The organism is Leucobacter sp. Ag1 (assembly GCF_000980875.1).
Taxonomy (GTDB): domain Bacteria; phylum Actinomycetota; class Actinomycetes; order Actinomycetales; family Microbacteriaceae; genus Leucobacter; species Leucobacter iarius.
In genome coordinates, this window is sequence record NZ_LAYO01000077.1 from 1 (window position 1) to 19,502 (window position 19,502).

19 protein-coding genes are annotated in these 19,502 nt (G+C 72.3%); 15 read left to right on the forward strand and 4 right to left on the reverse strand.

What is annotated here, in order from left to right:
* From XM48_RS04155 to trmD, 5 genes are all read left to right on the forward strand, one after another.
* The coding region (locus tag XM48_RS04155; RefSeq protein ID WP_046454536.1) for a M24 family metallopeptidase at positions 1–978 on the forward strand (978 nt) is incomplete at its 5' end.
* Between the two features lie 182 nt (positions 979–1,160).
* Positions 1,161–1,592, forward strand: coding sequence for a 30S ribosomal protein S16 (rpsP, locus tag XM48_RS04160; protein WP_046454537.1), 432 nt, complete (start codon positions 1,161–1,163; stop codon positions 1,590–1,592).
* 2 nt (positions 1,593–1,594) lie between these two features.
* Positions 1,595–1,891, forward strand: a complete 297-nt coding sequence (locus XM48_RS04165) for an RNA-binding protein (RefSeq protein WP_046454538.1) — start codon at positions 1,595–1,597, stop codon at positions 1,889–1,891.
* Complete coding sequence (rimM, locus tag XM48_RS04170; RefSeq protein WP_046454539.1) at positions 1,888–2,562, forward strand: ribosome maturation factor RimM; 675 nt, start codon at positions 1,888–1,890, stop codon at positions 2,560–2,562. The genes XM48_RS04165 and rimM overlap by 4 nt, the downstream gene beginning before the upstream one ends.
* On the forward strand, positions 2,559–3,305 hold the full coding sequence (trmD, locus tag XM48_RS04175) for a tRNA (guanosine(37)-N1)-methyltransferase TrmD (protein ID WP_046454540.1): 747 nt from the start codon (positions 2,559–2,561) through the stop codon (positions 3,303–3,305). The genes rimM and trmD overlap by 4 nt, the downstream gene beginning before the upstream one ends.
* Before the next feature lie 73 nt (positions 3,306–3,378).
* Here the strand turns inward: trmD and XM48_RS04180 are convergent, their stop codons facing one another.
* Positions 3,379–5,499 carry an ATP-dependent DNA helicase RecQ gene (locus XM48_RS04180; protein WP_046454541.1) on the reverse strand — a complete coding sequence of 707 codons (2,121 nt, stop codon included), beginning with the start codon at positions 5,497–5,499 and terminating at the stop codon, positions 3,379–3,381.
* Between the two features lie 266 nt (positions 5,500–5,765).
* Here XM48_RS04180 and rplS point away from each other — a divergent pair, with 266 nt between their 5' ends.
* From rplS to XM48_RS04215, 7 genes are all read left to right on the forward strand, one after another.
* The gene (gene rplS, locus XM48_RS04185; RefSeq protein ID WP_046454561.1) at positions 5,766–6,113 is read left to right on the forward strand and encodes a 50S ribosomal protein L19; all 348 of its coding nucleotides are present in this window, start codon (positions 5,766–5,768) and stop codon (positions 6,111–6,113) included.
* Positions 6,114–6,250: 137 nt separating this feature from the next.
* Complete coding sequence (gene lepB, locus XM48_RS04190; protein WP_052961286.1) at positions 6,251–6,988, forward strand: signal peptidase I; 738 nt, start codon at positions 6,251–6,253, stop codon at positions 6,986–6,988.
* Positions 6,989–6,991: 3 nt separating this feature from the next.
* Positions 6,992–7,633, forward strand: coding sequence for a ribonuclease HII (locus XM48_RS04195; RefSeq protein ID WP_046454542.1), 642 nt, complete (start codon positions 6,992–6,994; stop codon positions 7,631–7,633).
* Positions 7,634–7,673: 40 nt separating this feature from the next.
* Positions 7,674–8,507 carry a glutamate racemase gene (murI, locus tag XM48_RS04200; RefSeq protein WP_231580796.1) on the forward strand — a complete coding sequence of 278 codons (834 nt, stop codon included), beginning with the start codon at positions 7,674–7,676 and terminating at the stop codon, positions 8,505–8,507.
* Between the two features lie 128 nt (positions 8,508–8,635).
* Entirely contained in the window at positions 8,636–9,406 is a 771-nt protein-coding gene (rph, locus tag XM48_RS04205) for a ribonuclease PH (RefSeq protein WP_046454543.1), read from the forward strand.
* Positions 9,403–10,008, forward strand: coding sequence for a non-canonical purine NTP pyrophosphatase (locus tag XM48_RS04210; protein WP_046454544.1), 606 nt, complete (start codon positions 9,403–9,405; stop codon positions 10,006–10,008). The genes rph and XM48_RS04210 overlap by 4 nt, the downstream gene beginning before the upstream one ends.
* Positions 10,008–13,025, forward strand: coding sequence for an aminotransferase (locus XM48_RS04215; RefSeq protein WP_046454545.1), 3,018 nt, complete (start codon positions 10,008–10,010; stop codon positions 13,023–13,025). Before XM48_RS04210 ends, XM48_RS04215 begins: the two co-directional genes overlap by 1 nt.
* A 30-nt stretch (positions 13,026–13,055) precedes the next feature.
* Here XM48_RS04215 and XM48_RS04220 read toward each other — a convergent pair whose 3' ends face one another.
* Positions 13,056–13,706, reverse strand: a complete 651-nt coding sequence (locus XM48_RS04220) for a LysE family translocator (protein WP_197074140.1) — start codon at positions 13,704–13,706, stop codon at positions 13,056–13,058.
* Positions 13,707–13,810: 104 nt separating this feature from the next.
* Between XM48_RS04220 and XM48_RS04225 the strand changes: the two genes are divergently transcribed.
* Genes XM48_RS04225 through XM48_RS04235 form a run of 3 tightly spaced genes read left to right on the forward strand, consistent with a single transcriptional unit; the run spans position 13,811 to position 16,405 of the window.
* Complete coding sequence (locus XM48_RS04225; protein ID WP_231580797.1) at positions 13,811–14,764, forward strand: DMT family transporter; 954 nt, start codon at positions 13,811–13,813, stop codon at positions 14,762–14,764.
* Positions 14,761–15,036 (forward strand): excalibur calcium-binding domain-containing protein, encoded by a 276-nt coding sequence (locus XM48_RS04230; RefSeq protein WP_046454546.1) that lies wholly within the window; start codon positions 14,761–14,763, stop codon positions 15,034–15,036. Before XM48_RS04225 ends, XM48_RS04230 begins: the two co-directional genes overlap by 4 nt.
* Positions 15,037–15,040: 4 nt before the next feature.
* Complete coding sequence (locus XM48_RS04235) at positions 15,041–16,405, forward strand: deoxyribodipyrimidine photo-lyase (RefSeq protein ID WP_046454547.1); 1,365 nt, start codon at positions 15,041–15,043, stop codon at positions 16,403–16,405.
* Here XM48_RS04235 and XM48_RS04240 read toward each other — a convergent pair.
* On the reverse strand, positions 16,402–17,301 hold the full coding sequence (locus XM48_RS04240; protein ID WP_046454548.1) for a TIGR01777 family oxidoreductase: 900 nt from the start codon (positions 17,299–17,301) through the stop codon (positions 16,402–16,404). The two genes, XM48_RS04235 and XM48_RS04240, sit on opposite strands and share 4 nt — an antisense overlap.
* Positions 17,298–19,493: an efflux RND transporter permease subunit gene (locus XM48_RS04245; protein WP_046454566.1), complete on the reverse strand. Its 2,196-nt coding sequence runs from the start codon at positions 19,491–19,493 to the stop codon at positions 17,298–17,300. The genes XM48_RS04240 and XM48_RS04245 overlap by 4 nt, the downstream gene beginning before the upstream one ends.
* Positions 19,494–19,502: the final 9 nt, after the last annotated feature.

Consider the following 19,502-nt stretch of genomic DNA (forward strand, 5'->3'; position numbering starts at 1 on the left):
GCCGCGCTCGGGATCCGCGTGCGCCCGATCGCCGAGCTGGACGTCGTCGACGACGCGCTGATCGCGGGCGCGGCCGTCGTCGCGCGCGGCGCCGGCGCCCAGCTCGACGGACGACGGCGCTCGGCGGAGCTCGCACGCGTGCTCTCCGAGCTGCGTCGGATCAAGGACGCGTGGGAGATCGCCGAGCTGCGCAGCGCGGTCGCGAACACGATCGATGGCTTCGTCGAGGTGCGGCGCGAGATCCCGCGCGCGATCGAGCGCGGCGGGGAGCGCTGGCTGCAGGGCACCTTCGATCGCCACGCGCGCACGGTGGGGCAGGCGCCCGGCTACGCGACGATCGTGGGATCCGGCGCGCACGCGCCGATCCTGCACTGGGTGCGGGCCGACGGCGAGATCGATCCGGAAGCGCTGCTGCTGCTCGACATGGGCGTGGAGAACCGCAGCGGCTACACGGCCGATGTGACCCGCACCGTACCGGCGAGCGGACGGTTCAGCGACGTGCAGCGGCAGGTGCACGACCTCGTCGAGCGCTCGCACCGGGCGGGGCTCGCCGCGGTGCAGCCGGGCAAGCCCTGGGCGGACTTCCACGCGGCATCGATGGAGGTGCTGGCGCAGGGCCTGTCGGACTGGGGCGTGCTCCCGGTGTCGGTCGACGAGGCGCTCTCGGAGACGGGGCAGCAGCACCGTCGGTTCATCGTGTGCGGGGTGGGCCACCATCTCGGGCTCGACGTGCACGACTGCGACGCCTCGAGCTACGAGGCCTACCTGGGCGGCACGATCGAACCCGGCATGTCGCTCACGGTGGAGCCGGGCCTGTACTTCCACGCCTGGGACGAGACGATCCCGCCCGAGCTGCGGGGCATCGGCGTCCGGCTCGAGGACGATCTGATCGTCACCGAGACCGGCACGGAGGTGCTCAGCGACGGGCTCCCGATCGACGCCGCGGGGATCGAACGCTGGATGGCGGAGACGGCCTGATCCACCGCGGGTCCGAAAAATCCCTGATCCTGACAAAAATTGCATTTCTGTCGGGATCGTGGCAGGATTGACGGGTTCGCGCGATCCGCGCGTCAGCTTCGCGCCGCGCCGGCCTCGCCGGTCGAGTCGCGGCGTTTTTCATCATCGGGCCGAGCGCCCGAACTCATCACTGAAGGAGCATCATGGCAGTCAAGATCCGCCTGAAGCGTCTCGGCAAGATCCGGGCCCCCTACTACCGCATCGTCGTCGCCGACTCGCGCACCAAGCGCGACGGTCGCGTCATCGAGGAGATCGGCAAGTACCACCCGACCGAGCACCCCTCGTTCATCGAGGTCAACTCGGATCGTGCGCAGTACTGGCTGAGCGTCGGCGCGCAGCCGACCGAGCAGGTCGCGGCCATCCTCAAGCTGAGCGGCGACTGGGGCAAGTTCACCGGCGAGGGCGAGACCGAGTCGAAGATTCTCGCTCCCGAGGCCAAGGTCGCCTTCGAGGCCGACTCGGCCAAGAAGCCGGTCCTGCGCCCCAAGGCTGAGAAGCCCGCTGCTCCCGCAGCCGAGGCCGCCGACGAGGCTCCCGCTGCCGACGAGGCCGCGGCTGAGACGGCAGAGGCCTAAGAATGGCTGCCCCCGCGCTCGCCGAAGCACTCGAACACCTGGTCAAGGGGATCGTCGATCACCCCGAGCAGGTGCGCGTCGATGCGCGCGAGACTCCGCGGGGTGAGCTGCTCGAGGTGCGCGTGAACCCGCGCGACCTGGGCCGCGTCATCGGACGCGGTGGTCGCACGGCGCAGTCGCTGCGCACCGTGATCGGCTCGCTGGCCGACGGTCATCGGGTTCGCGTCGACGTGGTCGACACCGATGCCGAGGGCGGATCCGACACGTCGGACGCCCCGAACGTCGAGGCTCGCGCGTGAGCGCAGCATCAGGCCGCGCGAAGGCTCCCCGACCCGCTCAGGGTGCGGGGAGCCTCCGCGTTGGTCGGCTCACCAAGCCCCACGGGCTCAAGGGCGGCGTCAAGGTCGAGCTCTACACCGACAACCCCGAGCTGCGCTTCGTGCCGGGCGCCGTGTTCCAGCTGCAGGTCCCCGAGGACTCGCAGTGGTTCGGCCGCACGCTCACGCTGCGCGAGCTCCGCTGGTTCAACGAGACGCCCGTCGCCTTCTTCGAAGAGCTGCCGGATCGCACCGCGGTCGAGAGCGGCGTTCGTGCGATCCTCTGGATCGACGAGGACGCCGTCGCGGCCGGCGCCGAGGAGAACGCCTGGTACGACCACCAGCTCGTCGGCCTCTCGGTGCGTCGCGAGGACCCCGAGCTCGGCACCGTCGAGCTGGGCACCGTCGCCGAGGTGCAGCACTTCCCGGCGCAGGACCTGCTGTCGGTGCACACGCCCGGCGGCACCGTGCTCGTCCCGTTCGTCGAGGCGATCGTGCCGAGCGTCGATCCCGAGGCCGGCGTCGTCATCGTGACCCCGCCGCCCGGACTCTTCGACGAGAGTGCGGCGATCGAGGCCGGCGGACCCGCTTCGGGCGGTTCCGCGAACGCCGACGAGTCGCCCGCCGAGGGGGAGTCGGGGCCGACCGCATGAGGATCGACGTCGTCTCGATCTTCCCCGGCTACTTCGATGCGCTCGAGCTCTCGCTGCTCGGCAAGGCCAAGAGCCGCGGGCTCATCGACCTGCGCGTGCACGACCTGCGCGAGGCCGCGCACGACAAGCACCGCACCGTCGACGACACTCCCGCGGGCGGCGGAGCCGGCATGGTCATGAAGCCGGAGCCGTGGGGCGAGATGCTCGACGGGATCCTGGCGGATTCGGCCTCCGGCTCGGCGGGCTCGGAGTCCGTGCCCGACGGCGGCGCGGAGCCGCTCATCATCTTCCCGTCGCCCGCCGGCGACGTGTTCACGCAGCGCATGGCGCGCGAGCTCGCGGAAGAACGCCACCTGGTGTTCGGCTGCGGCCGCTACGAGGGCATCGACCAGCGCGTCTTCGACGAGTACGCCGAGCGCGGGCGCGTGCGCCTCGTGAGCATCGGCGACTACGTGCTGAACGGCGGCGAGGTCGCGACGATCGCGATGATCGAGGCGATCGGCCGCCTGCTGCCCGGCGTCGTGGGCAATCCCGAGAGCCTGGTCGAGGAATCCCACGAGGAGGACGGCCTGCTCGAGTACCCGAGCTACACGAAGCCCGCCGAGTGGCGAGGCCGCGAGGTGCCGCCCGTGCTGTTGAGCGGCAACCACGCCGCCGTCGAGCGTTGGCGCCGCGAGCAGCGCATCGAGCGCACCCGCCGCGTGCGCCCCGAGCTCCTTCCCGAGGAGCTGCGCGAGGCGTAGCCCGCGTGCTCCGCGCGGAATCGTTCCCGCCGCTGCGGCCCTCGCGCGACCGCGGTGCTGCCGCTGCCCGCTCCTAGCCGACCGAGGCGAGCGCGAACGGGAGGACCGCAGGGGCGCCCGCCGCGCGGAGCAGCCGGGCGCCCACCGTGATGGTCCAGCGGCTGTCGATGAGGTCGTCGACGAGGAGCAGCGGGCCTGGCGCCTGCGCGACCGTCTGCGCGAGTTCGGGGGAGACGTCGAAGCGGTTCCAGACCGAGGCCAGACGGAACGCGCTGTTGCCGCCCGGGCCCGTGACCGGGATCGAGGGGTCGACGCCGAGCTCGCCGAGGAACGGCAGCCGACCGCGTTCGGCGATCGCCGCGGCGGTGCTCGAGACCAGCTGTGGTCGTCCCAGCGACGGCATCGCGACGACGCCGACGGGGCGCTGCTGCCACGGCCAGTCGCGGAGCGCGGTGAGCGCGCCGCTCAGCAGACGTTCGTCGATGGGACGGTCGACCGCGCCCGCGGCGAAGACCTCGCGCAGGGCACCGCCCCACCCGAGGTCGGTGAGCCGTGCGATGGTGCGGCCCGGCTCGGGACGCTCCTCGACGGCGATGCGTCCGCGCACCGGCAGCCCGCGTCGGTCGGCACCCGTGGGCCACTGCCCGCGCGGTTCGACCGGGACGCCGACGAGCGCGAGCCGGCCGGACGCCTGCTCGGCGGCGGCGCTCGGCACATCGCTCGGGTACCAGGCGCCGGCGCAGACATCGCAGCGGCCGCACTGCGCGGCGTTCGGGTCGTCGAGGTCGCGCTGCAGCAGCTCCATGCGGCAGACCGCGCCGCGTTCGTACTCGAGCATCGAACGCTGCTCGTCCTCGCGTGCGGCCGCGATGCGGGCGTAGCGCTCGGCGTCGTAGTGCCACGGCGCGCCCGTCGCGATCCAGCCGCCGGACACCCGGCGCACGGCGCCGTCGACGTCGAGCACCTTGAGCAGCAGTTCGAGCTGGGTGCGGCGGATGTCGACGCGGGCCTCGAGGGCGGGCGTCGAGAGCGGTTCGTCGCCGAGCGCGGCGATGACCGCGGTCGCGCGTTCCGGATCGGGCATGGACGCCGTGGCGAAGTAGCGCCAGATCTCGGTGTCCTCCGTGCCGGGCAGGAGCAGCACGTCGGCGTGGTCGGTGGCGCGGCCCGCGCGGCCGACCTGCTGGTAGTACGCGACGGGGGAGGAGGGCGCCCCCAGGTGCACGACGAAGCCGAGGTCGGGCTTGTCGAAGCCCATGCCGAGCGCGCTGGTGGCGATGAGCGCCTTCACCTCGTTGCGCTTGAGCGCGGTTTCGAGCTGCGCGCGCTCCTCGGGGTCGGTGCGGCCGGTGTAGGCGGCGACCGCGTGGCCCGCGTCGCGCAGCAGCTGCGCGGTGTCTTCGGCGGCCGAGACGGTGAGCGCGTAGACGATGCCGCTGCCCGGCAGCTCGGAGAGGTGCGCGACGAGCCACGCGAGCCGCTCGCGCGAGGAGGGGAGCCGGAGGCAACCGAGCCGGAGCGATGCGCGCGCCAGGGAGCCGCGCAGCGTGAGCACGTCGTCGCCGAGCTGCTCGACGACGTCGGCGACCACGCGGGCGTTCGCGGTGGCGGTGGTGGCGAGCACGGGAACGCTGCGGTCGAGCTCGGCCAGCAGGGCGGCGATGCGGCGGTAGTCGGGGCGGAAGTCGTGCCCCCAGTCCGAGATGCAGTGCGCCTCGTCGATGACCATCAGGCCCATGCGCGCGAGCAGCGCGGGCAGCTGCTGCTCGCGGAACCGCGGGTTGTTGAGGCGCTCGGGCGAGACGAGCAGCACGTCGAGCTCGTCGGCCGCGAGCTTCGCCTCGATCTCGCTCCACTCGTCGGCCGTGGCCGAGTTGATCGCGGCCGCGCGCACGCCCGCACGCTCGGCCGCGGAGACCTGGTCGCGCATGAGCGCGAGCAGCGGCGAGACGAGCAGGGTCGGGCCTGCGCCGCGCGCCCGCAGCAGCGCGGTGGCGACAAAGTAGACCGCGGACTTGCCCCAGCCGGTGCGCTGCACCACGAGCGCGCGCCGGTGCTCGTCGACGAGCGCGCTGATGGCCTCGAACTGGCCGTCGTGGAAGACCGCGTCGGGGCGGCCGGTGAGCCGCCGGAGCAGCGCGAGGGCCTCGTCGTGCGTGGACGCGGCGGTGGTGCTCTGCAGTTCGGGGCTCATGCCTCGATCATGTCAGCCGCCGCCGACATTGGCCCCAGATCACGCGCATGCGCGCTCGAACCCGGGAGCCCGGGCGGGTCGGGGAGCCGGACGGAGACCCGAAGCTCGCAACCGGCGACACCGCCCCCGGATCTGTGGCATAATAGATCCTCGTGCCACGGTGCGGTACTGCCGCAAGGGTCCGCACACACCGTGCAGCACTCATCATCTTTTCAAATCTTCAGAATCCGCGCCCCGACTTGCGGCGGCCGCAGAGAGAGACCATCATGCAGAAGCTCGATCACGTCGATGCCGCGTCGCTCCGGAGCGACATCCCCGAGTTCCGCGCCGGCGACACCGTCAAGGTGCACGTCAACATCGTCGAGGGCAACCGCTCGCGTGTCCAGGTGTTCCAGGGCATCGTGATCTCCCGCCACGGCGAGGGCGTCCGCGAGACCTTCACCGTCCGCAAGATCAGCTTCCAGGTGGGCGTGGAGCGCAAGTTCCCCGTGCACTCGCCCGCGATCGACAAGATCGAGGTCGTCACCCGCGGTGACGTCCGTCGTGCGAAGCTCTACTACCTGCGCGGCCTCACCGGCAAGAAGGCCAAGGTCAAGGAGAAGCGCGACTTCTAAGCCGCGACTCCGTCGGGCGCGCGCCGCGCCCGACACCCCGCTCACAGGCTCCCTCCGGCAACGGATGGGAGCCTGTAGTGTCTGTGCCAGAACCGTGCACGCATCCCGATCCACACCGACCTCCGGAGCCGCCTGACATGAGCGAAGCCGCCATCCACGACGCACCGCCCGCGAAGCAGCGGCGGGGCGGACTCCTTGGCTTCCTGCGAGACCTCGTGATCATCCTGCTGGTCGCGTTCCTCATCTCGTTCCTGCTCAAGACCTTCCTGGTCCGCAGCTTCTACATCCCCTCCGGGTCGATGATGCACACCCTCGAGATCAACGACCGCGTACTCGTCAACCAGTTGGTGCCGAACGTGGTGCCGCTGAAGCGCGGCGACGTGGTGGTGTTCAAGGATCCGGGCGGGTGGCTCACCCCGACCGGGGCGAAGGATCCGACCCCGTTCGAGCAGGTGCTGCAGACCGTCGGCCTCGCGGCCGACACGAGCGACCAGTACCTGGTGAAGCGCGTCATCGGCATCGGCGGCGACACGGTGAAGTGCTGCGACGCCAACGGGCTCGTCACCATCAACGGGGTGCCGATCAAGGAGCCCTACGTGTTCCTGAGCGACGGCAACACCCGAGCCTCGGGCATGGACTTCGAGACCACGGTGCCCGAGGGATCCATCTGGGTGATGGGCGACAACCGCTACGGCAGCCGGGATTCCCGCTACCACCAGGAGGACCCGGGCAAGGGCTTCGTGAAGGAGAGCGAGGTCGTCGGCCGCGCGTTCGTGCTGAACTGGCCGCTGAACCGCTTCGCCTGGCTGGGGGACTACCCCGACACCTTCGCCGGTGTCGTCGCCGAGACCGAACGCCAGAAGCAGAAGCAGTAGTCGGTGGCCGGGGTCTCGAAGGATCCGACCCTCGAGCTCGAGCGCGAGTGGTTCGCCGCGGGCGCGCGGCTCGTGATCGGCATCGACGAGGTCGGTCGCGGCGCGATCGCCGGTCCGGTCGCGGTCGGCGTGCACGCGGTCCGCGCGGGCACCGGGAGCTTTCCCGAGGGGCTCCGGGACTCCAAGCTGATCAGCGAGAAGAAGCGTGAGGCGATCGCCGCCGGGATCGACGACTTCGGTCCCGGAGCCGTCGGCTTTTCGACCGCTCTCGAGATCGACGAGCACGGCATCACTGCGATGCTCGGCGCCGCCGCGCGACGGGCGCTGCTCGCACTGCACGAGAGCGGCATCGACGTCACGGACGCGGTGATCCTGCTCGACGGCTCGCACGACTGGCTGACTCCGGCGCTGCGCGCGCCCCTCGACGTCCGCACCCGCGTGGGCGCCGACCGGGACTGCGCCTCGGTATCGGCCGCGTCCGTGCGGGCGAAGGTCGCGCGGGACGCGCTGATGCTGGAGGCGCACGAGGCGCATCCGCACTACGCCTGGGCCTCCAACAAGGGCTACGGAGCGAAGGCGCACTACGAGGGCATCGCCGCCCACGGCCTCACCGAGCTGCACCGGGCGAGCTGGATCAAGCGCTGAGCCCCAGCACCCCGTGCACCCCGCGCGGTAGGCTGGATCCGTGACTTCCGTGCTGCAGAACGACGCTCCCATCGGCGTGTTCGACTCGGGCGTCGGCGGGCTCACCGTCGCGCGGGCGATCCGCGACCAGCTGCCGAACGAGTCGATGATCTACGTGGGCGATACGGCGAACACACCGTACGGCCCGCGTCCCATCGCCGAGGTGCGCAGGTTCTCGCTCGAGATCCTCGACGACCTCGTCGCGCAGGGTGTGAAGATGCTCGTGATCGCCTGCAACACCGCGAGCGCGGCCATGCTGCGCGACGCGCACGAGCGCTACGACGTCCCGGTGGTCGAGGTGATCGGGCCGACGGTGCGCAGCGCCGTCTCCATCACCCGAAACGGCCGGGTCGGCCTCATCGGAACGCAGGGCACCATCCAGTCCCGCGTGTACGACGACCTGTTCAGCATGCGCCCAGATATCGAGCTGACGGGGCAGGCGTGCCCCGAGTTCGTCCCGCTGGTCGAGGCCGGCCGCACGAGCGGGCCCGAGGTGCTCGAAGTGGCGGAGCGCTACCTCGCCCCGCTGCTCGAGCGCGAGATCGACACGCTCGTGCTGGGGTGCACGCACTACCCGTTCCTCCGCGGTGCGATCCGCCAGGTCGTGGGGCCCGATGTCGCCCTCGTCTCGAGCGACGTCGAGACCGCGGCGGAGGTGTACCGCACGCTGACCGATCGCGGTCTGCTCCGCGCGGAGGACGCGGGCGAGCCGCTCGTCCGCTACGAGGCCACCGGCGCCGATACGGCCGGCTTCGTCGAGCTGGCGCGCCGCATGATCGGGATCGGCATCGACGCCGTCGACCGCATGCCCACGGGCGCGATCCGCCTGCCCTAGCGGGCCGGCTCCGCCACCAGGAGCCTCCCGCCCGAATCCCACCGGCCCCGGCACCGAACACCCCGACCGCCGGCCCAGACCCCGCAGACATCCCGGGAGCACCCGGAATCCTCACCCGAAGGAGCACCATGACCGACACCATCAGGTTCGACGGACGTACCCCGGCGCAGACGCGCCCCGTGACCATCGAGCGCGGGTGGAGCGCCCAGGCCGAGGGCAGCGCCCTCATCTCCTTCGGCGACACCCGCGTGCTGTGCACGGCGTCGTTCACTCCCGGCGTGCCGCGCTGGCTCATGGGCAAGGGCACCGGCTGGGTCACGGCCGAGTACGCGATGCTCCCGCGCTCGACCAACGAGCGCATGCAGCGCGAGTCGGTCAAGGGCAGGATCGGCGGGCGCACCCACGAGATCTCGCGGCTCATCGGCCGGAGCCTCCGCGCCGTCGTCGACACGAAGGCGCTCGGCGAGAACACCCTCGTGATCGACTGCGACGTGCTGCAGGCCGACGGCGGCACGCGCACGGCGTCCATCACGGGCGCCTACGTCGCGCTGGCCGAGGCGCTCGCCTGGGGCCGCGCACAGGGCCACATCGCCCGCAAGGCGAAGCCGCTCACCGACAGCGTCGCGGCGATCTCGGTCGGCATCGTGGGCGGAGTGCCGCTCAGCGACCTCGCCTACGTCGAGGACTCGAAGGCCGAGACCGATATGAACGTGGTGGTCACGGGATCCGGCGACTTCGTCGAGGTGCAGGGCACCGCCGAGGGCGCGCCGTTCAAGCGCGCCGAGCTCGATGCGCTGCTCGACCTCGCGCTCGTCTCGACGACCGAGCTGGGCGCGATCCAGCGCGCGGCGCTCGCGGACATCGACGGGATCGACGAGCTGATCGGCCGCCGCGCATGAGCCCCGCGCAGGTCGTACTGGCGAGCCACAACGCGCACAAGCTGCAGGAGCTGCGGCGGCTCATGGAGCCGCTGATCCCGGGCATCGAGCTGATCGGCTACGACGGGCCCGAGCCCGTCGAGAACGGCGTCACCTTCGCCGAGAACGCCCTCATCAAGGCTCGTGCCGCGGCCGCGCATACCGGGCTCCCCGCGATCGCCGACGACTCGGGCATCTCGGTCGAGGTGCTCGGCGGGTGCCCCGGCATCTTCTCGGCGCGCTGGGGCGGTCCCGCCCGCAGCGATACGGCGAACGTCAACCTGCTGCTCTGGCAGCTCAGCGACCTGGCGGACGAGCACCGCTCCGCGGCGTTCGTCTGCGCCGCCGCGCTCGCGCTGCCCTCGGGCGAGGAGGCCGTGCAGATCGGCAACTGGCCCGGCAGCGTGCTGCGCGCCCCCGCCGGCGCGGGCGGCTTCGGCTACGATCCCGTGTTCCGCCCCGAGGGCGAGACCCGCTCGGCCGCGGAGCTCACCCCGGCCGAGAAGGACGCCGCATCGCACCGCACCCGCGCCTTCTCGGCGCTCGTGCCCGAGATCCTGAGCCGAGTGACGGGAGCCGACTGATGACGCAGGACCCCACGACGCCCGTCGGCGATGAGGCCGGCGGGCTGGTGCGCCCCGCGGTGAGCGCGGAGGACGCGGCGCGGATCTCGAGCGAGCTCTACGGCGTCGAGGCCGTGGCCGTCGAACTCGGCAGCAACCAGGACCGCAACTACCTGCTCACGCATCCCGATGGATCCCGCAGCGTGCTGCGGATCGACAACCCGATCTTCGGTCAGGAGGCCCGCGACGCCCAGCACGCCGCGCTCGACGCCTACCGAGCGGCGGACGTCCGGGTGCCCGCGGTGCTCGCCGGACTCGACGGCGCGCTCACGCAGACCTGGGGCGGCTACGCCGTACGGCGCAGCGAGTTCGTCGACGGGGTTCCGCTCGTCGACGCCGGGTACCTCGCGCCCGTCGTGCTCGAGGAGTTCGGCGCGCTCGCCGCGGCGTCGGTTCGCGCGCTGGAGGCGCTCGAACACCCGGGTCTCGACCGTCCGCACATGTGGGACATGCGGGTCGCGTACGACGAGACCGTGCGGCTCGCTCCGGCGATCACCGATCCCGTGCTCCGCGATCGTGTGATCCTCGCGGCGCAGGCGGCGCACGAGGCGCTCGCCGCGGTCGCGGATGCGCTGCCGGTGCAGGCGATCCACGGAGATCTGACCGACGACAACGTGATGGGGGTCCGGGGCGACGACGCCCGGGTGCACCCCGGCACCGTGCTGGATCTGGGCGATCTGTCGCTCGGGTGGCGGGTCGCCGAGCTCGCGGTCACGGCGTCCTCCATGCTCCACCACGAGCCGGCCCGGCCCGAGCGCGTGCTCGGCACCGTCGCGGCGTTCCACCGCGGGGCCGAGCTGTCCGCGGCGGAGGCCCGGGCGGTCTGGCCGCTCGTCGTGCTGCGCGCGGCGCTGCTCGTCGCGAGCGGCTGGCGCCAGCTCGAGATCGACGGCGGCAACGAGTACGCCCGCGAGCGCGTGGCGGGGGAGCAGGCGATCTTCGACGCCGCGACGCTGATCCCGCTCGTCGAGGCGACCGAGCTCGTGCTCGCCGAGGTCGGTCTGCTGGGCGCTCCGCACGGCACCGAGCTGCGCCTGCTGGCGACGCCCGCTCCCGTGGCGGCGGGGACGCTCCCGCTGCGCTCGCTGCTGCCCGACCTCCTCGGCGAGGTCGCGATCCTCGACCCCGGGGTCGAATCGGAATCGCTCGACGCCGGGGCCTGGCTCGCGGCCGACGCCGAGGACTCGCTCGCGGCATCGGCACTGGGCGCGGGCGCCGCGGCGGCCGTGCTGCCGCACGGCGTCTACCGGCTGACGCGCACGGCGATCGACGCGGTCGACGGCGCGCGCACCTGGCCCGCGAACACCGAGATCCGCATCGCTGCGGGGGATGCGCAGCGCGCGATCGCACCCGCCGCGGGCACCGTGCTCGCAGTGGGCCCCGACGCGCTGCTCTTCGCGCTCGCGGACGGCTGGCTGCTCGGGATCAGCGGCATCGTGCCGACCGTGGTCGGCGGTGAAGCCGTGACCGCGGGGACCGCGATCGGAGCGGTCCCGGCGAGCGACGCCGGCGGCGGGACGCCGCGCACGGTGACCGTCGGTCTGCGCAGGCCCGATGCGCTCCCGCTGACCGAGGATCACTTCGCCTCGGCGCAGCTCATCGCACCCGAACGCGTGCCCGCGTGGCGGCGCCTCGCGCCGGATCCGGCGGGGCTCCTCGCGCTGCCCGAACTGGGTCAGCGGGACGAATCGAGCGACGAGCAGGAGCGCCGATCGCGCATCTTCGCGAGCGCGCAGGAGCGCTACTACGAGCGCCCGATGCAGATCGAGCGGGGCTGGCGGCACCACCTCATCGACACTACCGGCCGCGCGTACATCGACATGGTCAACAACGTGACCGGGCTCGGCCACGGGCACCCCGGCGTCGCAGACGCGGTGAACCGGCAGATCCGGATCCTCAACACCAACTCGCGGTTCCTGTACCGCGAGCTCGCGGAGTACAGCGAACGGCTGCTCGCGCTGCTGCCTCCGGGCACCGGGCTCGATACCGTGCTGCTCGTCAACAGCGGCTCCGAGGCGGTCGACCTGGCCCTGCGCCTCGCGCAGGCCGCGACCGGGCGCCGCACCATCGTGTCGCTGCGCGAGGCCTACCACGGTTGGACCATGGCGTCCGACGCCGTGACGACCTCGGCATACGACAACCCGTACGCGCTCGAGTCCCGCCCCGACTGGGTGCACGTGGCCGACGTGCCCAACGAGTACCGCGGCACGTACCGCGGGCCGGGGACGGGGTCGCGGTACGCGGCGGATCTCGGCGCCGACCTCGCCGCGCTCGCGTCCGAGGGTCGCGATGCCGCCGGGTTCATCTGCGAGTCGGTGCTGGGCAACGCCGGCGGGGTTCGGCTGCCCGAGGGGTACCTGGCCGACGCCTACGCGCGCGTGCGCGCCGCGGGCGGTCTCTGCATCGCCGACGAGGTGCAGGTGGGCTTCGGGCGCATGGGATCCACGTTCTGGGGCTTCGAGCAGTCGGGCGTCGTGCCCGACATCGTGACCATCGCGAAGCCGATGGGCAACGGGTTCCCGATCGGTGGGGTCATCACCTCGCAGCGGATCGCCGACGCGCTGGCCTCGCAGGGGCAGTTCTTCTCGTCGGCCGGAGGCAACCCGCTGTCGTGCCGGGTCGGCATCGCCGTGCTCGACGCGATGCGCGACGAGGGGCTGCAGCAGAACGCGGCCGTGGTCGGCGAACGGCTGCGGCTCGGTTTCGAGGCGCTGGCGGGGCGGCACGCGCTGATCGGGCCGGTGCACGGCATCGGTCTCTACCTGGGCGTGGAACTCGTGCGCGACCGTGGGACGCTCGAACCGGCGACCGCCGAGGCCGCCGCGATCTGCGAGCGCCTGCGCGAACTGGGCGTGGTCGTGCTCACCACCTCGGAGCGGTCGAACGTGCTCAAGGTGAAGCCGCCGCTGTGCCTCACCGCCGAGAGCGCCGACTTCGTCGTCGCAGCGCTCGATCGGGTGCTCACCGAGGGCTGGTAGTCGACCGGGCTGCTGCGCGACCGCGGCCCGCTAGCGCAGCAGCCCCAGCGCCGTCTCGGTGAGGATCGCGACCGCGACGAGCACGAACACGGTGCCCGCGACCATGTCGATCCACGGCGATGCGCGCCGGAACCAGTTCTGGAAGCGCCGCGCGGATGCCGCGAGGGCGAACCCGCAGAACCAGGCGAGCCCGATCAGCACGAGCAGTGCGACGATGGCGCCGCGATCCCACCAGCTCGCCTCGGGCGGCAGCATCTGCGAGAACAGCGCGGTGAAGAACAGCAGGGCCTTGGGATTCGACAGGTTGGTGATGAGGCCCAGGCGGAGCGGTCGGGTGCTCGGGGCGCCCGCGGTCTGCGCCGCGGCCGGATCCCGGAGGTCGCGCAGCCCGGCGCGGACGCTCTGCACACCGATCCAGATCAGCACCGCCGACCCGGCGACCTGCAGCGCGGGGAGCGCCCAGGGGATCGCCCGGAGCAGCGCCGAGAGACCCAGCACCGAGACCAGGATCCAGGCGAGATTGCCGAGCATGATCCCGATCGCGGCCCGCAGCGCGGCCGAGCGGTCCCGGATGCCGATGCGCAGGAGCAGGAACAGGTCGGGGCCGGGCATCGCGATGGCCGCGATCCACGCCGCCGCGAGGGCGAGCCAGTCGGCTGCGGTCAGGGCGGTTGCGGGCATCCCTCCATCCTGCCAGGCCGGAATCGCGTGCCGCGCCGTCGCGGCGATAGGCTCGGAGCAGGCGACGCCGCACGACCGGCGCGATGATGCGGCGGGAGGCAGCGGTGACTGGTGCGGGGCGGGGTCTTCCCGCGGCGGGGTTCCTGCTCGCGGTCGGGTCAGCGGCGAGTTTCGCGCTCTCGGGTATCTTCGCGAGCGCGCTGCTCTCCGCCGGGTGGTCGGCCGGGGCCGCCGTGACCGCACGGATCACGCTCGCGGCCCTCGTGCTCGCGGTGCCGACGGTGCTGGTGCTGCGCGGCCGCTGGAGCCTCGTGAGCGCCGCGTGGCGCCCGCTCCTGCTCTTCGGCCTGCTCGCGGTGGCCGGCTGCCAGCTGGCGTTCTTCCTGGCGGTGCAGTTCATCCCGCCGAGCCTCGCGCTGCTGATCGAGTTCCTCGGCCCGGTCGTGCTCATGCTCTGGAGCTGGGCGCGTACCCGGGTGGCACCGAGCGGGATCACGCTCGCCGGCGCGGGGGTCGCGGTGCTCGGGCTCGTCGCGATCTCGGGCGTCGTGACCGGCGGCTCGTTGAATCCGCTCGGGATCCTGTTCGCGCTGATCGCCGCGGTCGGCAACGCCGCCTACTACGCGACCGGGGCATCGGCGGATCACGGGATCCCGCCCCTGCCGTTCGTCGGCCTGGGGCTCGGGATCGGCTCGATCGTGCTCATCGTCGTCAGCTCGGTCGGGCTGCTGCCGTTCGCGGTGACCTCCGCACCCGCGGTGATCGGCGGGGTCGACCTGCCGCCCTGGGTCGCGGTCGCGGGAATGGTGCTCATCTCGACGGTGCTCTCGTACATCCTGGGGGTCGCCGCCTCCCGCAGGCTCGGCGCGACGGTCGCGAGCTTCACCGGCTACTCGGAGGCGCTCTTCGGCATCTTCTGGACCATCGTGCTGCTCGCGGTGATCCCGTCGCCTGCGCAGTGGCTCGGCGCGGCGCTGATCGTGCTCGGGGTCATCGGGGTGAAGATCGGCGAGGTCGTGCGCGAACGCAAGTCGGATCCCGATATGGTTGACGCATGAAGCATCGCCTCCTCGCCGTCGTCGCCGCCGGCGCGCTCGCCGTCTCGCTGACTCCGCTGACCGCCGCGCCGGCCGAAGCCGCTCCGGCGCGCTACAAGAACTGCACCGCCCTCAACAAGGCGTACAAGCACGGCGTGGGCAAGAAGGGCGCAAAGGACCGGGTGAAGGGGAAGACCAAGCCCGTCACGACCTTCAAGATCGACACCGCGCTCTACACCGCCAACCGGCACCTCGACGGCGACAAGGACGGCGTGGCCTGCGAGAAGAAGTAGACCCGTGACCACGCTCGTCTGGTTCCGGGACGACCTCCGCACCGCCGATCATCCGGCGCTCGCGGCGGCCGCCGAAGACCCGGAGGGGATGGTCCTGCTCTTCGTGCTCGACGAGCAGACCCCCGGAGCGCGGCCGCTGGGCGGCGCGGCGCGCTGGTGGCTGCACGGATCGCTCGCGGCGCTGCAGCGCGAACTCGCCGACCGCGGCGTGCCGCTGGTGCTGCGCCGAGGAACCGCCTCAGCGGTGATCCCCGATGTCGTGGCGGAGTGCGGGATCACCCGGGTCGTCTGGAACCGGAGGTACGGCGAGGAGCGCCACGCGGACGCCGAGCTGAAGGCGTCGCTCCGCCGTGCGGGAATCGACGCGCGATCCTTCGTCGGCGGAGTGCTGCACGAGCCCGGCACGATCCTGAACGGCGAGGGACGACCCTACCGCGTCTATTCGTCCTTCTGGCGCGCCTGCGCCGCGGCTCCCGAGCCCGCGGCGCCGCTCGATCCGCCCGCTCGGTGGATCCCCGCGCCGCGCGGGCCGCGGAGCGACGCGCTCGACGACTGGGATCTCCGTCCGACCGATCCCGACTGGGCCGAGGGGCTCGCCGCCCGCTGGGAGGCCGGCGAGCGCGCGGCGCGGGAAGCGCTCGATCGATTCCTCGACGAGCGGGCGGTCGGCTACGCCGAGGGGCGCGACTTCCCGGCGAAGCCCGCGACCTCGGAGCTCTCGCCGCACCTGCGCTGGGGCGAGATCAGCCCGCGAGCGGTCTGGCATCAGGCCATCGCATCGGGGGCGGACACGGGCACTTTCCTCTCGGAGCTCGGCTGGCGGGAGTTCGCCTGGCACACCCTGTTCCACGCGGCCGGCATGCACCTGCGCGGCATCGACGCGCGCTTCGACGCCTTCCCCTGGCGCTCGTCCGAGGAATCCGCCGACGACCTCGTCGCCTGGCAGCGGGGCCGCACCGGCTTCCCGCTCGTCGACGCCGGCATGCGCGAACTCTGGGAGACCGGCTTCATGCACAACCGCGTGCGCATGGCCGCGGCGTCGTTCCTCACCAAGAACCTGCTGATCGACTGGCGAGCGGGCGAGCGCTGGTTCTGGGACACACTCGTCGACGCCGATGCGGCGAGCAACCCGTTCAACTGGCAGTGGGTCGCCGGATGCGGGCTCGACGCCGCTCCCTACTTCCGCATCTTCAACCCGCAGACGCAGCAGCGGCGATTCGACCCCGACGGCCGCTACGTCGACCGCTGGGCGCCCGACAGCCTGCTCGTACCGGAGCTCGTCGATCTGCGCGCCAGCCGCCTGCGCGCGCTCGCCGCCTTCGACGAGATCTCGGGCGCACCCCGCACCCGCGAGGCCTCTGCGGACTAGTCGCCGATCGCGGCCGCGACGGCCTCCTCGGCCGTGCGGTGCGCGAAGACGAAGCCGGACTCCTCGAGCGCGGCGGGTACCACCGCCGCGTCGGCGAGCAGCAGGGAGTCGGCCGCGTCGCGCCCGAGGGCAAGACGCAGGGCCCACCGCGGTGCCGGCAGCAGGAACGGGCGGTGCAGTGCGGACGCCACGGCCCGGCCGATGCCGTTGGCGGAGACGATCTCGGGTCCGCTCAGATTCACGGGACCGGTGAGCCCGCGGTCGATGATGTGCCGGATCGCGGCGACCTCGTCCCGCAGCGAGATCCAGGGCCAGGCCTGATCGCCTCCGCCGAGCGGGCCGCCGAGGCCCGCGCGGGTCAGGGCGATGAGCGGCTTCAGCACTCCGTCGGGGTGCAGCAGGGGAGCCGTGCGGAGGAGCGCGACGCGCGCTTCGGGGCCGGCCTCGAGCGCCGCGGCCTCCCACGAAGCGGTGAGGTCCGCCAGGAACGTGGTGCCCGCCGCGCTTCCTTCGGCGAGCCGCTCTCCCGGCGCGGTGCCGTAGAAGCCGACGGCCGAGGCCGAGACGAACTGCGGTGCCTCGTCGCCCAGGCGACGGATCGCCGCTGCGAGGGTGCGGGTCGGATTCAGGCGGGAGCTCAGCAGCTCGCGCTTGCGCGACGCGGTCCACGGCAGCCGGCCGATGCTCGCGCCGTTGAGGTTCACGACGGCGCGAGCGCCCGCGAGGACATCGGGGTCGAGCGGCGCGGATCCGGGCGCCCACTGGATCTCGTCGCCGGTTCGGACCGTGCGCCGCACGAGTCGGATCACGGGGATCCCGTCGGCGCGGAGCGAGTCGGCGAGCGCTCGCCCGATGAGTCCGGACGCGCCGGAGATGATGATCGGCTGCTCGCTCATCGCGGGCCCTCCGTTCGGCTCAGCTTCGAGGGCCACCATATCGGGCGCCCGATGTCGAACATCAGCGCGGGAACCAGGAAGGCTCGGACCAGGAAGGTGTCGAGCAGCACGCCGAAGGCGACGATGAAGGCGATCTGCACGAGGAACAGGATCGGGATCACCGAGAGCGCGGCGAACGTCGCCGCGAGCACAAGGCCGGCCGAGGTGATGACGCCGCCCGTCGCGGACAGCCCGCGGATCACCCCCTCGCGGGTGCCGTGCAGGCGCGACTCCTCGCGCACGCGAGTCGCCAGGAAGATGTTGTAGTCGATGCCGAGCGCGACCAGGAACACGAAGCCGTAGAGGGGCACCGCAGGGTCCGCGCCGGGGAACCGGAAGACCCCGTCGAACACGAGCGCCGAGACGCCGAGCGCCGTGCCGAACGAGAGCACCGTGGTGAGGACGAGCAGCACCGGGGCCACGATCGAGCGGAGCAGCAGCATCAGGATCACGAGGATCACCGCGAGCACGACCGGGATGATGAGCGTGCGGTCGTGCACCGACGCGTCGTTCGTGTCGATCGCGGTCGCGGTGACGCCGCCGACGAGCGCCTGGGTGCCGTCGGACGCGAATGTCGAGCGCAGCTCGCGCACGGTGCGCTCGGCGGTATCCGAGTCGGCGGCGCTCGTCAGCGTCCCCTGCAGCAGTACGCGACCGTCGACCTCGGTGGGCGCGGGGGCGGCGCTGCCGGGCGGGCCCTGCGTCACGATCCCGTCGGCGGTGACCGTCGCCGATCCCGAGGGGGAGTCCCGGGTCGTGACCGTCACGCCGTCGATGCCCGGGCTCGCGAGCATCGCATCGGCGGCGGTCCGCAGCTCTCCGGCCGGTACGACGACCGAGACGGGGCTGCCCGATCCGCCCGGGAAGTGCTCGCCGAGCACGCGCTGCCCGTCGCGCGCGCTCGAACTGGTGAGCACCAGGTCGGACTGCGAGACCCCCTGGGCCTGCAGCTGGGTCACGCCCGCCGCGCCCACGAGCAGCAGCAGGGCGGTCGTGATCCAGATCGTGCGCGGGCGGCGTCGGATGAGCCCGCCGAGCTTCGCCCAGACCCCGCGCGAGGGCACACCGTCCTCGGCGGCGACGACCTCGGGCTCGAAGCGCGGCCGCTTCGGCCAGAAGGCCGCGCGGCCGAAGGCGAAGAGGATCGCGGGCAGGAGGGTGAGTGCGGAGAGCATCGCGAACACGATGCCGATGGAGGCGACGGGGCCGAGCGCGCTGTTCGACTTCAGGTCGCTGAGCAGCAGGCAGAGGAGCCCCGCGATGACCGTGCCGCCCGAGGCGACGATCGGCTCCCACGACCCGCGGAGCGCGCGGAAGGTCGCGGTCCACGTGTCCTGCTCGACGCGCAGCGCCTCGCGGTAGCGGGAGACGTAGAGCAATGAGTAGTCGGTCGCCGCGCCGATCACGAGGATGAAGAGGATGCCCTGGGTCTGCCCGCTGAGCAGCAGGGCGCCGCTCTTGGCGAGCCACCAGACGCACAGCAGCGCGACCGTGAGCGCGAACAGGCTGGTGGAGAGGACCGCGACGGGCAGCAGGAGCGAGCGGTAGACGACGATCAGGATCACGAATACCGCGAGCAGCGCGACGAGCAGCAGGATCCCGTCGATGCCGGAGAAGGCCTCGACGAGGTCGGCGGTGAAGCCCGCCGGGCCGGTGACGTGCGAGACCACCCCGTCCGGCGCCTCCTGCGCGAGCCGTTCGGCGACGGCGTCGACGGTGGTGCTCACCTTGATCGAGGTGTCGATCGGGACGAAGGCTTCGGCCGCCCTGCCGTCCTCCGAGGGGATCAACGGGGAGACGCCGCTCTCCACGCCGGGAAGGCCGCTCAGGCCTTCGACCGCGGTCCGCAGCTGCTGCAGCTGCGACTCGCTCAGCTTCGCGTCCGACGAGAACACCACGACCGCGGGGATCGCCTGCGAGTCGGTGAAGTCGCCGAGCAGGCCCTGCACCTTCGTCGCGTCGGCCGACGATGGGAGGTATGCGGTCTGGTCGTTCGAGGAGACCTCTCCGACCTTGCCGAAGTAGGGCCCGCCGACGCCGGCCCCGGCGAACCAGACGATGATGAGCAGCGCGGGGAGCAGGACGCGGAGCCAGGTGGGCACGCGTCGCGTCGATCGGGGTGGGGTAGCGGGCGTCTGCGGCACTCGGATCATCTCCACTGA